The sequence below is a fragment of the Ruegeria sp. CE9 genome (assembly GCF_056537425.1).
Genome location: NZ_JBQFRO010000017.1, coordinates 1 through 16,766, shown reverse-complemented (window position 1 = coordinate 16,766; position 16,766 = coordinate 1). Strand labels below are relative to the sequence as shown.

The 16,766-nt window shown below is 54.2% G+C and carries 9 protein-coding genes and 1 pseudogene; 1 reads left to right on the top strand and 9 read right to left on the bottom strand.

The features are described 5' to 3' along the window. Positions 1 to 7: 7 nt before the first annotated feature. From arsB to ACR0B3_RS22315, 5 genes are all read right to left on the bottom strand, one after another. Positions 8 to 1,021, bottom strand: coding sequence for an ACR3 family arsenite efflux transporter (arsB, locus tag ACR0B3_RS22335; RefSeq protein ID WP_480811000.1), 1,014 nt, complete (start codon positions 1,019 to 1,021; stop codon positions 8 to 10). Then, complete coding sequence (gene arsJ, locus ACR0B3_RS22330; RefSeq protein WP_480810999.1) at positions 1,018 to 2,283, bottom strand: organoarsenical effux MFS transporter ArsJ; 1,266 nt, start codon at positions 2,281 to 2,283, stop codon at positions 1,018 to 1,020. Before arsJ ends, arsB begins: the two co-directional genes overlap by 4 nt. Continuing rightward, positions 2,280 to 3,278, bottom strand: coding sequence for an ArsJ-associated glyceraldehyde-3-phosphate dehydrogenase (locus ACR0B3_RS22325; RefSeq protein WP_480810998.1), 999 nt, complete (start codon positions 3,276 to 3,278; stop codon positions 2,280 to 2,282). The genes arsJ and ACR0B3_RS22325 overlap by 4 nt, the downstream gene beginning before the upstream one ends. Further along, on the bottom strand, positions 3,275 to 4,108 hold the full coding sequence (locus ACR0B3_RS22320; RefSeq protein ID WP_480811041.1) for an arsenate reductase/protein-tyrosine-phosphatase family protein: 834 nt from the start codon (positions 4,106 to 4,108) through the stop codon (positions 3,275 to 3,277). Before ACR0B3_RS22320 ends, ACR0B3_RS22325 begins: the two co-directional genes overlap by 4 nt. Before the next feature lie 672 nt (positions 4,109 to 4,780). After that, positions 4,781 to 5,950, bottom strand: coding sequence for a helix-turn-helix transcriptional regulator (locus tag ACR0B3_RS22315; RefSeq protein ID WP_480810997.1), 1,170 nt, complete (start codon positions 5,948 to 5,950; stop codon positions 4,781 to 4,783). A gap of 129 nt (positions 5,951 to 6,079) precedes the next feature. Here ACR0B3_RS22315 and ACR0B3_RS22310 point away from each other — a divergent pair, with 129 nt between their 5' ends. Beyond that, positions 6,080 to 11,773 (top strand): VWD domain-containing protein, encoded by a 5,694-nt coding sequence (locus ACR0B3_RS22310; protein WP_480810996.1) that lies wholly within the window; start codon positions 6,080 to 6,082, stop codon positions 11,771 to 11,773. A 107-nt stretch (positions 11,774 to 11,880) separates the two neighbouring features. Here ACR0B3_RS22310 and ACR0B3_RS22305 read toward each other — a convergent pair whose 3' ends face one another. The 4 genes and pseudogenes from ACR0B3_RS22305 to ACR0B3_RS22290 form a co-directional block, all read right to left on the bottom strand. Beyond that, positions 11,881 to 13,266, bottom strand: a complete 1,386-nt coding sequence (locus ACR0B3_RS22305) for an aldehyde dehydrogenase family protein (protein ID WP_480810995.1) — start codon at positions 13,264 to 13,266, stop codon at positions 11,881 to 11,883. Then, entirely contained in the window at positions 13,263 to 14,936 is a 1,674-nt protein-coding gene (locus ACR0B3_RS22300; RefSeq protein ID WP_170727982.1) for an acetolactate synthase large subunit, read from the bottom strand. Before ACR0B3_RS22300 ends, ACR0B3_RS22305 begins: the two co-directional genes overlap by 4 nt. Positions 14,937 to 15,026: 90 nt before the next feature. Next, positions 15,027 to 16,535: an FMN-binding glutamate synthase family protein gene (locus ACR0B3_RS22295; protein WP_480810994.1), complete on the bottom strand. Its 1,509-nt coding sequence runs from the start codon at positions 16,533 to 16,535 to the stop codon at positions 15,027 to 15,029. Between the two features lie 55 nt (positions 16,536 to 16,590). Next, positions 16,591 to 16,766: pseudogene (locus tag ACR0B3_RS22290) on the bottom strand (5-aminolevulinate synthase); the annotation flags it as partial.

The following is a 16,766-nucleotide window of genomic DNA, read 5'->3' as shown; positions in this document are numbered from 1 at the left end:
ACAGAACTTAGGCCGCTTGGAAGCGATCACGCGTTCGGTTTGCGAAGGCAACCAGAGACAGCATGACCGGGACTTCGACGAGAACGCCGACAACAGTTGCCAACGCTGCACCCGAGTTCAATCCGAAGAGGCTTATCGCTACAGCAACGGCGAGTTCAAAGAAATTGGATGTACCAATCATTGCACAAGGTGCCGCGATGCGGTGCGGGACTTTCAGCGCATAGGCGGCTCCGTAGGCCAGGGCAAAGATTCCATAGCTTTGAATCAGTATAGGGACAGCGATCAGGACGATGACCATTGGTTTGGACAAGATCGTCTGGCCCTGAAGGCCAAACAAGATCACAACCGTCGCAATCAGCCCCATGATAGACCAAGGTTTGACGCGGGCCGAAAAGGTATCGATGGCCTCTTGTGTTCCAAGCCGGCTACGAGTGAGTAAACCGGCGATCAGCGGTAGAACGACGTACAAAACCGTGGCCAGAACCAACGTCTGCCACGGGACCGATATATCAGTCACGCCAAGCAGAAACGCGACGATAGGCGCAAAGGCCACGACCATGATCAAGTCGTTGACCGAGACCTGCACCAGCGTATAGGTCGCATCGCCTTTGGTCAGTTGCGACCAGACAAAGACCATCGCAGTACAAGGCGCGGCACCCAGCAGGATTAGACCGGCGGTGTATTGCGCGGCATCTTCGGGCTCAATCCACGGTGCAAAGACATAATCGAAGAACAGAACCGCCAATAGGGCCATGGTAAAGGGCTTGATCAGCCAGTTGACCGCAAGCGTGACAATCAGGCCTTTCGGCTGGCGTGCGACCCCTGCGACCGCTCCGAAATCGACACCAACCATCATGGGATAGACCATGGCCCAGATTAGAACGGCCACGATAAGGTGAACGCTGGCAACCTCAGCCGAAGCCACGAGACCGACCAAACCGGGTGCCGCCAAACCGATCAGCACGCCTGCCACCATGGCGAGGGCGACCCAGATAGTGAGGTAACGTTCAAAAATGCTCATGAATATGCCTCAGAAGTCTGATCGGTCAATTTGCGGGAGGTGAGTGCGGCCAATGCAACCATCGCGGCTGCTGTGCCCAGCACAAGGGGCAGCCCACCGATCTGGTAAGTGAGGCCGGACAGAACGGTTCCCAAAAGGCGGCCCGTCGCGTTGGCCATATAATAAAAACCCACGTCCATTGTGACTCGCTCGGACTTGGTGAAAGCCAGGATCAGGTAGGAATGCAGCGAAGAATTGACAGCGAAGATCGCTCCGAAAACCAATAGACCCACGACCAGCGTGATCGTCAGCCATGGTTCCGGACCGGAAGACAGCAAAACTGCCAGTGTCAGAGCCGCCGGAATGCAGAACAGCATCGCAGCCCAGCTGCGGGCGGCGCGAATCAATTCGCCCTCGGAACGGTTCGTAGCACGCAGAATTCTAGGCGCGTTGGCCTGAATAGCCCCGTAGAGGATAATCCAGAAGGCCATGAATGTGCCAATCATGAAAAATGCTGCGCGGTTGCCCTCTTCCGTGCCATTCGAAAGAACGGCGTAGAAATAGATCGGAATTCCAACGACGAACCACACATCCCGCGCCCCAAATAGAAAGACGCGAGCTGCTGACAACCAGTTTACGTTGGGGGATTTGGAAAACACCTCAGAAAACTTGGCGCTCTTGCGGCCTTTGGGCAGGCCAGATGGCATAAAGCGGATAACGGCGATCAGGATCGCTGCAAGCACGGTCGCCATGATGATGATGGCGGCCTGAAAGCCCAGCGTTGCCAGCATGACAGCGCCCAGTAGAAAACCCAGGCCCTTGACCGCGTTCTTGGACCCGGTCAGTACAGCCACCCAGCGAAACAGCCCGTCGCCTTCAGTGGGGGCCAGCAATTTCACAGCGGATTTTGATGACATCTTAGCCAGATCTTTGGCCACTCCACTTGCACCTTGCACGATCATGACAAAAGCTACGGATGCGCCAATCGCCCAGTTCGGATCAAGCTGAGTCAGCGTCAGCAGCGCCACGACCTGTAAGCCAAGCCCGGCATAGAGCGTCGAGGTCAAGCCAAACCGCGCCGCGATCCAGCCCGCGGCAAGATTTGTCGCCATCCCGGCAATTTCATACAAAACAAAAAGATAAGCCAGTTGTACGGGAGAGAAGCCCAGCGTATGAAAGTGCAAAAGCACCAGCATGCGCAAAGCCCCATCCGTCAGCATAAAGGCCCAATAGGCCGCCGTAACCGCGATATAGGCCGACAATCCCTCGGGCCGTTCAGTCACAGTGAAGATCCAACCATCAGTGCAACATCGACCAGACGATGAGCATAACCCATCTCGTTGTCGTACCACGCATATATTTTCACCTGGGTACCGTTCACTACCATGGTCGACGGCGCATCTACGATCGAAGACCGTTCGTCATTGGTGTAATCGGTCGACACTAAAGGTCTGGTTTCATAGCCCAGTATGCCCTTCAGCTCGCCGTCGGCCGAGGATTTGAAGAAGCCATTGACCTCTTCGGCGGTGGTTTCGCGCTCAACTTCGAACACACAGTCGGTCAGCGAAGCATTCAGCAACGGCACCCGAACTGCATGTCCATTTAGGCGGCCCTTGAGCTCGGGATAGATAAGCGTGATTGACGTGGCCGAGCCCGTGCTTGTCGGGATCAGCGAGTTCAGTGCTGATCGCGCACGGCGCAAATCCTTTGCGGGTCGATCCACGATGGTTTGCGTGTTCGTGACGTCGTGGATTGTCGTCATCGAACCGTGGCGGATGCCGAGGTTTTCGTGGATCACCTTGACGACGGGTGCAAGACAATTGGTCGTGCAGGACGCGGCCGTCACGATGTGATGTCTGGAGGGGTCATATGCTTCTTCGTTGACTCCCATGACGATGTTCGCGGTTGGTCCATCCTTGACCGGGGCTGATACGACAGCCTTTTTCACACCCGCTTCGAAATAAGGTGCCAGCTTTGCTTCGGTTTTAAAGACGCCAGTACAGTCGATAACAACATCGACACCATCCAGCGGTAAGTCAGACAAGTTCTTTGTTCCGATGAATGGCAGGCGCACACCATTGATAGAAACGCTATCTGCATCATGCGCAAATTCGGCATCCCACCGACCATGTACCGTATCGAACTCCAAAAGATGCGCATGCATTTCGGGGTCACCGACGCCATCATTGATCCAGGCAATGTCTGCGCCTTTTTCAAGCAACGGTTTCAAGGCCAGTTTACCCATCCGGCCCAGACCGTTCACGGCATAAGTCGTCATTTCGTATCCTCAAACAACGTCCTGCCGATATCGTCGACAGCAGACTGTAATGCGATGCGGTCAAGGCTTTCGACCGGTAGCGAAGTAAAGGCTTCTATACGCCGCTTAAGCGCACCGTATGCGTTCTGAAACACCAGGCTTTTTTCAGCATCAGTGCCTTCAGCTTTCACTGGATCTTCCATGCCCCAGTGGCCGCTGATCGGTTGCCCTTCCCAGGCCGGGCATTCTTCGTTCGCAGCCTTGTTGCAAACCGTAAAGACGAAATCCAACTCGGGCGCATCGGGTCCGGAAAACTCAGCCACATTCTTCGACCGCAGAACGTCTGTATCGAGTCCTTTGTCTTTCAGAACCTGTACCGCAAACGGATTCAGCTCCGAAAAAGGGCGCGTTCCAGCGGAGTAGACGTTGAATCTGTCTCCGGCGATGTCACGTAACAGCGACTCGGCAAAAATAGAGCGCGCCGAATTGCCGACGCATATGAATAATACGTTGAATTTTCGATCCGTCATTGCGCCAATTCCTCGCTCCGGGGGCATACAAATATCAGGGCGTCCACGGCAGCAATCGTTCAGCAAGAACCCGAGCATGTGCTGCACATTCTTCATATCAATCGAATAGAGTAGAGAAGTGCCGACCCGCTCCTGAGCCACCAATCCGGCCCTGAGAAGCACGTTGAGATAGCTCGACAGGGTGCTGGCTTTGATGTCGAGCTCAGACGCCAACTCACCTGCGGGAACTTTGTCAGGAAAACGTCGCACTAACATACGAAACACTGACAATCGCTGAGCGTGTCCAAGCGCGGAGAGCTGATTCGAGACTTGTTCTACCATATTTCGCGAAATACAGAAATATAATTCATTCGTCAACCGGTTCTGGTGTAAGTTTCTTCGTGTCTCAAATCGGTGCACTATCGTTTCAGAGCAACAAGGCCACCGTGAAGAGGTGCTTCGTCCGTGTTCTTGAGGTGGACGCGCTGCCGCATAAGTTCGTCGACGACAAATGCGGGGCCAACACGACCGGCATCATCTCAAAGTCGGTTGTATGTGCAAGCAGAACCGGTTCGAAAGGGTTGTCGATCTCGGAATTGTCATAGTCCACGACGTAGTCCGCATAGATTAACAACACATATCGAGGTTCGAAGGGCTGTACATGCCTGGGCTCTACCCTTTTCGCCATTTCACCAAACTGGCTTTTTAATCCGCCAGTCCAGTGTGACCTCCTCGTTCAGAAACAAATTTCGCAACAAAGCCATTTCTGCAAACAACTGAAAAGATGGTATTTCTACGCAATATCGTTGAGGATCTTCCTCATAACTATATCGATTGATTTTTGGGATGGACGCGAGGTTTTAGTTTTGATCCGAGATACGAAGAAATAGGCTATTTTCATAAACATATAGAAAAACTCATAGTTCAACGGGCCTTTGATCAAACAAATATACCGCATTGAATCTGCCTTCAAAACAATTGGATAGAGCTAAGCCTAGAGCTTTCCGAAATGCGCTAAGTTGTTTTTGAAATCAAATTTGAAAAAGAGGCGATTGTCAGTACCAGCTCTGCTTGCCGTGAAACCCCCACTTTGGACATGATCGCTTTCATTTGCCGACGAACTGTTTCATTTGACACACCGCGCGATGCGGATATTTCTGGAATTGAGGACGCTGATAAAAAGCTTGATAAGACCTCAGTTTCTGCAAGGGTTAGTCCATAAGCCTTCGCTACACTTTCTATCGAAAACTCCGAAGCCGTGCTCGAATTGACCAACACGAGAATTTGGTGACGTGCCGAATAGAGGAAATGCCTTCGTGCCGTCAGCGGCAGCGCACGTACGCTCATTTTGAAAGGAAATTGTGGAATCTCAAACACGAGACAGGAAGCCATTTCACTCGGTTTGCCGAGCGCCACCTGCCTGTTGCAGTCTGCAATCAAACGCTTGAAGGCCAGACGCGGGGCTTTCAGCGCTGGTACAAGAATGCTGTTCTCCAGCGACAATCCCCAATCGCTTGAAAGTTGATATTGGGCGACTGTGTTCGCACTGATCAATTTACCATGTTCATCCAAAACCATCGCTGGGCAGGAAAAGCCTTCCAACAGTTGCTCGGATTCCGAACTTTCGAGCTCGGTATGATATCGGGCATCGCATACATAGGCCGAGGTCCGTAAGGCTTCTTGAATATGGCTTAGACGTTCAAGATGCTTGGTTTGCGGATGGCCGTGTTCTTTAGGCCAAGCCCACAGCATAACTTCGGACCTGTCAGGCGTATCCAACAAGCGCAAAGCCAATCTATATCGGATGTCAAATTTATCATTGAACGCATAGAACGGGCTTCGCGCCATACCCGCTTCGTCGATATAATTGTAATCTACGATATGCTGCCAGTTCCGATGAGCGGCGGCATAGGCCACGATTTCGGACTGAGGTGCCCAATCGGGAAGAGCCTGATCCAATTCAGGAAGGTTCAGTGTATGGCTCTTGAATTTCCTGTCACCTGTATGTTCTGCGACAGCAATTTGCGAGATCGGCGCATCTAAATATGTCGCCGTTTCGGACTGCACTTTTGTCCAAAGCTCGGGCTCCAATGCGGCTCTTCGAATTGTACTCAGAACTTGTTCAAGTTCAATTTTTGCACTCATGACATTAACAAACAAAACAAAAAAACTTCCGAGAAACATAACCCATTTGGGTGATGACTCGCAATACTGCAGTGTTTCAAAGTCTTGGAGGGGCTTTTCTTAAGGTTTGTTTTCTCATGCGGAATTTAAAGGGAAAGCAAATGAAGTCATAATTTAGGGGGGTATGTTATGCCAATTATCAATGGAACACCTGGGGACGATCAAGAAGGTCTTACGCTAAATGGGACAGCAGCGGACGATCAGTATTTTGGTTTTGCTGGCAACGACTGGCTAACCGCAAGCTCAGGTAATGACTTGTTGGATGGTGGCGCCGACAACGACACCGTCTTCTATGATATCGAATTCTTTCCGAACGGGGTCTTCATAAACAACACGGATACCGCAATCGGTAGCGTGCTCGCTTTCACGGTCAACAAGGGGCCGAGCGGTGTTGACACATTGGTTGACATCGAAAATTTCCACGGCAGCAATAATGATGACACAATTTATGTCGGCGGTCAGGGCGGGACTTACTCATTTGACCGCGCAGGCGACGATACTGTTATCGCTTCGCAAGATCCTAATGCGACAGGTTCCCATCTTTTTGCCGCGGGCAGTGGGAACGACACCTATGTCGGAACCGTCAATCAAGACATTGTCGATTACTTCAGTGATGGTTTCGATGGGAATGGGGCGACTACGCAAGGAGCTCAAGTTGATCTGGCCGCTGGCACGGCTATCGATGGCTGGGGGGATACCGACACGCTTACATCGATCGAAGAGGTCAGTGGCACCCGGTTTGGCGATATAATCCTGGGCGATGACGGGGAAAACAGCCTATTTGGCAATGATGGCGACGACACGATTGATGGCCGAGGAGGTGACGATTTTCTGCTTGGTGGTGCCGGCAACGATACAATCGACGGAGGAGACGGGAACGACTACCTCGAAGGTGACGATTTCGGAATTGCGGGAAATGACACTCTGCGTGGTGGGGCTGGTGATGATGGTTTTGCCACTGGTTACGGCGATGACAGCGTAGATGGCGGAGATGGCTTGGATGCCGTTTTCTACGATTTCTGGGGCTTTACCTCTGGTGTCACGATCAACAACACCGACATAGCCAGAGACGGAGTTGCCGCATTCACGACTGACAAGCGTGGCTTTGGAACCGATACGCTCGTCAGCGTCGAAGCGTTTCACGGTTCAGAATGGGATGATACCATTTACGTTGGTGGATTGGGTGGTGGCTATACGTTCGACCGGGCTGGGGACGACACTGTCATTGCCTCGCAAGATCCAAATGCGACAGAGGCTCACTATTTCGGTGCAGGTAGTGGTAATGACACATATGTTGGCACGGTTGTCGACAGTGACGTTGTCGATTATGCCGACGATGGATTTGATGGGGGTGGAGCAATTACGCAGGGCGTCAACGTCGATCTGGCTGCAGGGACAGCTATCGATGGATGGGGCGACACAGACTCGTTGACGTCGATCGAAGACATCAATGGAACCCGCTTTGACGATACCATCTTAGGTGATGATGCGGACAACCGCCTAAGGGGCATGGATGGCGACGACACCCTTGAGGGGCGCGGAGGCGATGACAATATTGACGGCAATGCTGGCAATGACGACATCTCTGGTGGCGATGGCAATGATGACCTATCCGGCGGCGATGGGGACGACATAATTGACGGCGGCGTGGGTGGAGATTTCCTTCAGCCGGGCACTGGAAACGACACCGTCATCGGAGGAGAAGACGGTCCGCTGGGTGATTTCGACGAGCTGTCCTATATCTTCAATAGTATTGAGAGCGAAACGACGGGTGGTATCACCGCGACATTCACAGGGGAATTTGAAGGTACCGTAATCGATTATGAAGGTGGCACCGATACGTTCTCCGGTATCGAACGCATCAGAGGAACCAACAATGATGACACTTTCATTGGCGCCGAAGGACGGCAAAGGTTCCGTGGTTTTGGTGGCGATGATGAATTCGATGGGGGTGCGGGTGACAACGACGAAGTCGATTATCGCCGCGACGCGGCGGATCTCGGCTCGTTGGAGCTGGGAATTGATGTCAGCCTCGCCGCTGGTTTCGGAACGGATACTTACGGCGATACCGACACCTATTCAAATATCGAACGGATTCGCGGATCGCGATTTGACGACACAATTGTCGGGGATAGCAACCGCAACAGCCTAAGCGGTTTCGATGGCAACGATACGATTGACAGTTTTGGTGGCGCAGACAACTTCCTCAACGGTGATCGCGGCAACGACATCATTTTGGCGCGCGGCGACGATGATTTTGTTCTGGGTGGAGAAGGCAACGACGAAATCACGTTCTTCGGAGTTGGCGGCGGGGTGAATCCTGGCCTCGGCTCCGACACCATTATCGGTGGAACCGAGGGTTTTTTCAGTATCGATTATTCTGGAGTCGGAGAGTCACTGACCATCGATACCGCACTGGGAACAACCGAACTGGCCGGTGGTGACGTCGATACGTTCACCAATATTCGTAATGTCGGCGGCGGAGACGGCGATGATACTTTGCTGGGTGATGACGCAGACGAGCGGCAGGAGTTTTTCACGTCGCTTGGCGATGACTTCATTGATGGTCGTGGCGGCGATCGCGACTGGCTGATCTACGACACCCGCGACGAAACTTCGATCACCGTTGATTTCTCTGCCGGAACCGCGACAGGCGATTTTGCCGGGACCGATACGTTTGTGAATATCGAAGCTGTTCGGGGAACGAGTGGCGACGATACATTCATCGGTAGCGATCAGGAAATCACCATCTATCAAGGCCTCGATGGCGTCGATAGTTATACTGGCGGATCGGGTCAGGATAGGCTTAGCTTTACTTTCGACGACAATCGCGGGGGGCTGGACGGTGTCACAGTTGACCTTGCTGCCGGGACTGCAACGGATGGGTTCGGCAACGACGAGACATTCACAAGCATCGAGCAAGTGATATCGACTGATCAGGACGATACGCTTGATGGCAGCGACGAAGCCAATGTTCTGATCGGCCTCGACGGGGCTGACAGCATCGATGGGCGCGGTGGTGATGATGACATTTTCGCAGGCTTCGGTGCGGACATTATCACCGGCGGAGCAGGGTCTGACCTTATCGGTGGACGCGTTGGAGAGCTTGACGGGGACACGATTACTGACCTTGCTTTCGAAGATCGCATCGCTGTCTACGACGATGACTTCAATTTGCTCGGTGCCGACTTGACGATAGTGGGTGACGAACTGCGTATTGATGTCGACGGGGACGGTTCAGCCGATGCCACCGTGACCCTGAGCAATGGTTATTCCGGTCCTGTAAACTCTGAGGGCGGACCAGTAGGCGGACCACAGCCAGCGGTAATTTCAGTCGACAACGCAGGCAGCTTTGGACTGGCGATAACCGAAGGCGACGCCGGTGCAAGCGAAGGAACCGTAACACTGCGTCGCAGTGGCGACATTTTTTCGACCGCGACGGTGGATGTGACACTAGCGGGCAGTGGGTTGGATCCGGCCGACGCGTCGGATGTCATCACTCCACTCGGAGTGCCGCAAACTGTCACGTTCTTGCCTGGTCAGAGCGAGGCTACATTCACGATTCAAGTCGCCGGGGACACGGCGATTGAAGGGGACGAGGCGCTGTCTCTGACCCTTTCCAATCCTGGTTCGGACGGCGCGGTTCCGGCCGAGCTTGCCAGCAGCCAGACTTTTGTGCGCGTCCTGAACGATGATGAGCCTGCGACGGTCAGCATCACGGGTGAGAATGCGCAAGAAGACAGCGGTATTCTGACGTTCACCGTCTCGCGTACGGGTGACACGACAAACGAGATCGAGGTCCCTTATACCATTCGGAGCGCCGAAGGGTTGTTGGGTGCCGAGACAGATGATCTGGTGGGCGGACTTCCGCAATCAGGGACGGTGACGATCCCGGCAGGGGCTAGCAGCGCCACCTTTGACGTTGAAATCGTCGCCGATGACGCTGCCGAGTTGCATGACAATGTCATCGCAGCGATCCAGAGCGATGCCAGCTGGCCTGACGGTCTTGATATCGGTGTGCGTGAAGCCATTGGCAGCATTCGGAATGACGATGGCGTACCCAGCGAAATCCCAGTGGGCGCAAGTGCAGCATCCTATGGCGACCCGCATATCGTAACGCTTGATGGTCTGGGGTATGACTTCCAGGCCGTAGGCGAATTTACTTTGATCGAGGCGACATCAGGCGCTGATCTGCTTGTGCAAGTTCGCTATCAGCCAGTCCCAGGCAGCGACATCGCCAGCCAGACCGAGGCCGTCGCAACGCGTCTGGGTGGTGTTGCGGTAATGATCGAAGCCGGCACACCAGCATCGCTGACAATTGACGGAGTCTCCGTCGATCCCAATGACGCGGTCGGGGGCCTTTCGGTCGGAGATGGCGAAGTCTACTTTGATGGCGAGGCGATCACTGTTGTCTATGCCACTGGTGAGCAATTGCGTGTGGATTTGTTCGATGGCTTCCTGAATGCTTCTGTGTTCCTTGCGGAAGGTCGCGAGGTTCGAGGGTTGCTAGGCAATGGTGATGGCGATAGCTCGAACGATCTGGCCTTGCCAGATGGCACTGTGCTGCCTCAGCCAATCAGCTTTGATGATCTATACGGTGTATATGCTGACGCATGGCGGATCAGCGATGCTACTTCTCTGTTCACCTACGCACCCGGAGAAGGTACCGACGATTTTACCGATCTCAGCTTCCCGATTGGTGAATTGTCCATGGACGCAATACCGGACGAGTTGCGCACAATTATTGAAGAGGCAGTCGCTGGAATTGACGACCCAATATTGCGTGAAGCCGCGATTTTTGACGCAATCGCAACAGGCGACATAGAGTCTGCCATTGCTTCGGCAGAAACGGCTACGGCGCCAAGCACAATGGCCGAGGTCACCGACGCGCCCGAGATCGCTTCTGCGCTTGGTGTTCTCGCCTCGGAAACCGAAATTGTCGAGGGGCAGGATGGCGTTCAAAGTCTGGTGTTTACAGTCTATCGCACCGGAGATCTGAGCGAAGAGATTGAGATTGCCTATAGCTTCGGCGGCAGTGCCGATGCGCAGGACCTAACCGGCGCGATACCCGGACAATTAACCTTGGCTGCCGGTCAATCTGCGGGCATCGTCGAGATCGGGGTTCTTGGAGATACGGATTTCGAATCCAATGAGGATGTCACCTTCAGTTTTGACGTACTATCCGGAGACGCCGCGATAATTAACGGATCGACCACCGTAGACATTCTGGATGATGACGTGATGGGCGGCCCGGCAATTGAAACTGTCGAAACGCGTTACGAGATCGTCGAAGGACGCTGGCGTGACAAGATTGTCTACTCGGTGGATGGTGAGAAACAGTCTTCGCAGCGCCTGGGTTATTTTCAGGATGACATCACTGTGAAGGGTGGGGGTCTTACCATTTCATCAGATGACGGAGAGAAATGGGGCTTTGATTTCATCACCACTGCTGGTGTTGGGATAGGTGTCTTTTCGCTCTTCGGAGATCGCTTCTGGCGCCCCGAAGCTCGCCGTGTAGACGACGACGAATCGCTGAGGTTCGCGCTTGATCAGAGCGGCGGGTTTGGAGATGCATTAGACGTTGAATTCGAGTTTGCAAAAGTCCGCCATGGGGATCAGGTGAAGCTGCAGTTCTTCGATGACGGTGAATTGGTCGATTTCACAGTAGCGACAATCGTCGACGGTGAGGTTTCCTATGATCTTGCTGATGATCTAACTTTTGACGAGGTCACAATTTCAGCCGTAGACGATGTGGAGTTTAGTGTGGAAGCTATCGAGTTTACACGATTGCAAGTCGATGAATTCGAATTTGCAATCGTCTGACCTCGCGGGTCCAGCCTGACTGCGCACCAGTTGCAACTTCGGTCAGAGCTGGACCCGAACATTCAATGGGGCAGTTGGGTTCGCCCCAATGCGATAGTCCGCATTCATCACAGCCGGATCACAGCCATCTTGTCCTGTGTCATGTCATGCATCGTGTACCCGATGCCGCCCGTATTGTAGCCAGATTGGCGACGGCCCGCGAAGGGCATCCAGTCGACCCGAAAGGCGGTGTGATCGTTTACCATGACAGCTGTTGCATCCAGGCGCTGCACGGACTGCATCGCGGTGCTGAGCGTATTGGTGAACACCGCCGCCTGAAAGGCGAATGACAAGCTGTTCGCAGTCTCATAGGCCTGCTCGATCCGGTCATAGCTGTAAACGCATATAACAGGCCCGAATATCTCGGCTGTTGAAACACGCGCTTCTGCGGGTGGGTCCAACAGGACGGTTGGCGCATAAGTTGTCGGGCCCAAACGTTTACCACCTGTCACCAGCTTTGCGCCACCTTCGATTGCCTCGTTCACCCATTCCTCGACCCGGTCCACTTCACCCGGTCGGATCAAAGGGCCGCACTCGACACTTGGATCACGAGCGTCTCCAACCTTTAACGCCGCTGCGGCGTCCGCCAGTTGCTGTGCAATCTCGGCTGCTTTATTCGACGGCGCGAAAACCCGCTGAACTGAAACGCAGACCTGACCGGAATGATAAAAACCACCCTTGGCCAACAAGGTTATCATCGCGTCGATATCAGCGGTTTCATCCACAATCACGGGCGCAGCGCCACCATGTTCCAGCGCGCATCGCGTACCCGGTGCCAGCTTCGATCGCAACATCCAGCCGACACGAGCCGAGCCAATGAAAGAAAAGAAGCCAACCCGAGGATCGGTAATCATCTGTTCAGCCACATCATTCTGGCAGGCAACAAACTGGCACCAATCGTTGGGCAGACCCGCCTGATGCAGGATGTCGACAAAAGTTTTGCACGACAAAGGTGTATCCATCGCCGGTTTGATAATCACCGGGCAGCCGGTCGCCACAGCAGGAGCCACCTGATGCACAATCAGGTTCAGCGGGTGGTTAAAGGCGCTTGCTGCGACCACTACGCCAATGGGCTCGCGTTGCGTGAACGCGAGCCGGCCTGATCCTGCAGCGGTCAGATCCATCGGGATTTCCTTGCCCGACATTTGGCCGATTTCGTGGATGCACAGCTCGACCCCATCAATGGCGCGGGTCACTTCGACACGCGCATCAATCAAGGGTTTGCCCCCTTCGCTGGCGATCAGCATTGCCAGCTCTTCAGCGCGATCCGACATAAGCCGCGCTGTTTCTTTCAGGATCGCGATCCGCTGATAGGCCGGCAGCCATCTGCCGCGATCGCGATGAAGATCGTGCGCCACGCCCAGCATGGCATCCACATCTTCCCAAATGTTGATCACGACACTGCCGATTTTCTCAAGATTGAATGGGTTCAGTACGTCCACGGTATCGCTCATATCAAGCACACCTTTTCGGCCAGTTCATCGATCAGCACGCGCTGATTTTCGCTATAGTCCACCGGCAGGTCGATCAGATGAACGCCACCTGCCTGAAACGCCTTTTCAAAGGTTGGAACCAGATCTTCGGTGCGCTCAACCCGATGCCCGGTCGCGCCATAGCTGTTGGCATATTGCACAAAGTCGGGATTTTTGAACTCCAGCCCCCAATCATCGAAACCAGCATGCGACTGCTTCCACCGGATCATCCCATACGAGCTGTCATTGAGTACCGTAACAACCAGATTGAGCCCGAGACGAACGGCCGTCTCGATCTCTTGACTGTTCATCATGAACCCTCCGTCGCCGCAGATCGCCATAACACGGCGCTCTGGATACAGCTTGGCGGCCATCATGGCCGAGGGCAGCCCGGCCCCCATTGTAGCCAGCGCATTGTCCAGCAGAACGGTATTGGGCTGATAGGCCTGATAGTTGCGCGCGTACCAGATTTTATAGATGCCATTGTCCAAGGCGATGATATCGCAATCCCGCATGACTTTGCGGGTGTCGGCCACAAATCGCTGCGGGATTACCGGGAAACGAGGATCGTCTGCACCTTCCGAAGTATGCAAATCTGTTTCTTGTTTAACGCGCTGGAAATAGCCGCGATCAAACTCCAGCGACCCACCCAGAATGTCACCCAATCGGGCAATGGACTTCGCCAGATCGCCAACCACCTCGACCTGCGGGAAATAGACTTGATCGACCTGTGCGGCTTTGTAGTTCACGTGGATCACCTTGGTGCCGCCTTCCTCCATAAAGAAGGGTGGTTTTTCGACCACGTCATGGCCTACATTGATGATCAGGTCCGCGCGTTCGATAGCGCAATGCAGATAGTCGCCATCAGACAACGCAGCGGTGCCCAGAAACAGGTCAGAGCGTTCGTCAATCACGCCCTTGCCCATCTGGGTATTGAAGAATGGGATCTGCGTTACATCCACAAATTGGCTGAGCGCACTGCGGGCATCTTTCCGGTTTGCCCCAGCTCCCAGCAGAAGCAGCGGCATCTTGGCCGCGCGGATCATTTCAGCCGCCTCGTTCAACACGGTGTCGCCAGCCACAGCGTAATAACGCGGATGGGGCTGCAGAACGGGTTCGCTGGTCTCTTCGGCGGCAATATCCTCGGGCAGTTCCAGCAGCACCGCGCCCGGGCGTTCTTCCTGCGCCACGCGGAAGGCCTCGCGGATCAGTGAGGGTATGGTGTTGCCGTGAACGATCTGTTTGGACATCTTGCAGATCGGATCGAACAGGCCCACCACATCAATGATCTGGAATTGACCCTGTTTCGATTTCTTGATCGGCTTTTGTCCGGTGATCATGATCAAGGGCATGCCGCCCAGATGCGCATAGGCTGCAGGCGTCGCGAAGTTGGTGGCCCCCGGACCAAGCGTTGCCATGCAGACGCCCGCCTTACCGGTTAGTCGGCCATAGGTGGCCGCCATGAAGGCCGCGCCCTGTTCATGACGGGTCAGAACCAATTCTATCTTTGAAGTCCTGAGCGATTCCAGAACATCCAAATTCTCCTCACCGGGAACAGCGAAGATGTATTCGACACCTTCGGCCTCAAGCGCTGCGACCAGCAGATCCGAGGCTTTCATGACGGGTGAGGCGGTATGGGTTGAGGCAGACATGTGATCTCCTGACATGTTGCGGGACCGGTGCGGAAAGACCGGCCCGCGGAATTAAACTAGCATTCTGTCTATCGAATTAGAAAGGTGCGGTTATTCAGCAGCGTGCAGTTGCTGGGGTTCCGGATACAACTCGTCCATCGATGCCGAGCGGCCATTATCCAGCACGATCCGCGCGTGAAAACGCTTTAGCAGTCGCGGCTCGGCGACACCGCAACTATGTGCGATGATACCAACCTCTTTCTTCATGTTTCGTGCATAGCTGGCAACGCGTTCCGCCTTGCTAGTCGGATCGAGGCCAAATTGCAGTTTGGTATTATGCGTTGTGATCCCTGTGGGGCAGGTGTTTTTGTTACATTGAAGCGCCTGAATACAACCAAGCGCAAACATGAACCCACGGGCCGAGTTCACAAAGTCCGCACCCGCGCAGAGGGCCCAAGCAACCTCGGACGGGTTGATCATCTTGCCGCTGGCGCAGACCTTGATCCGATCCCGAAGCCCGTGTTTCTTCAACATGTCGACGGTCAGAGGTAGGCTTTCGCGCAGGGGCATGCCCATATTGTCGATTAGACTCATCGGCGCGGCCCCAGTGCCGCCATCGGCACTGTCGATGGTGACGAAATCCGGTGCGCTTTCGAACCCGCGCTTGTTGATTTCTTTGCAAAGCTCTTCAAAGAAACCATAAGCCCCAATCACCGCTTTGAAGCCAACGGGCTTACCCGTCACATCGCGCACGTATTGGATCATATCCAACAGGTCGCCGACACTGTCGATTTCAGGGTGGCGATTGGGGCTGATCGCGTCCTGACCGACTTTCAGGCCACGAATTGCCGCGATATCTTCAGTCACCTTGGCACCGGGCAGGATGCCGCCCTTACCGGGCTTTGCACCTTGGCTGAGCTTGATTTCGAACATTTTCACCGCGTCATGGGCCGCGACACTACGCAATTTATCTTCGTCAAACCCGCCTTCTGGTTTGCGAACACCGAATTTGCCGGTGCCGATCTGAAAGACAACGTCCGCGCCGCTTTCCAAGTGATAAGGCGACAGCCCGCCTTCACCTGTATTGATCCACATACCCGCCTTTTTGGCCCCTTGCGACAGGGCGCGGACAGCTGGGATTGAGATCGCGCCATAGCTCATGCCCGAGATGTTAAACAGTGAATCCGTAGTATAGGGATGCCGCGCAAATGGACCGACCGTCACAGCTGAAGGGCCCATGGCGTCCTCTTCCAGCGTTGGAAATGGGCAGTTCACGAAATAGACTGTTCCTGTTGGGCGCAGATCGCGCGAAGATCCAAAGGCAACGGTTGAATCCACATTCTTCGCGGCGCGATAAACCCAGGATCGCTCGGCACGATTGAACGGCATCTCTTCGCGATCCTGCGCAAAGAAATACTGGCGAAAGAACTCGCCCATATGTTCAAAGAAGTACCGAAACCGCGCAATCACCGGATAGTTCCGCCGCAAGGTGCTGTGGGTTTGGGTCTTGTCCCTGAAATAGGTGACAACCACCCACAGGACCGCAATACCAACGGCAAAAATGAACGCATAAGATAAGACTTGCAGGAGGGTCAGGATCACATTCGATAGCTGCGACATCGGTCAATCACTCCGGATTCTTGTTATTGGCAGTTTAGGTAGGGCGGTAGAAAGTCTAGCCGACAAGCTCGCCACGATTCAGATCACATCGGGACCACAGGTCACTTAAACCAGTCACGAGACGATCAATTTCTGTTGAGCCATGCACCGGCGACGGTGTAAATCGCAGGCGTTCGGTGCCGCGGGGGACGGTTGGGAAATTGATCGGCTGCACGTAGATGCCATAGTCAT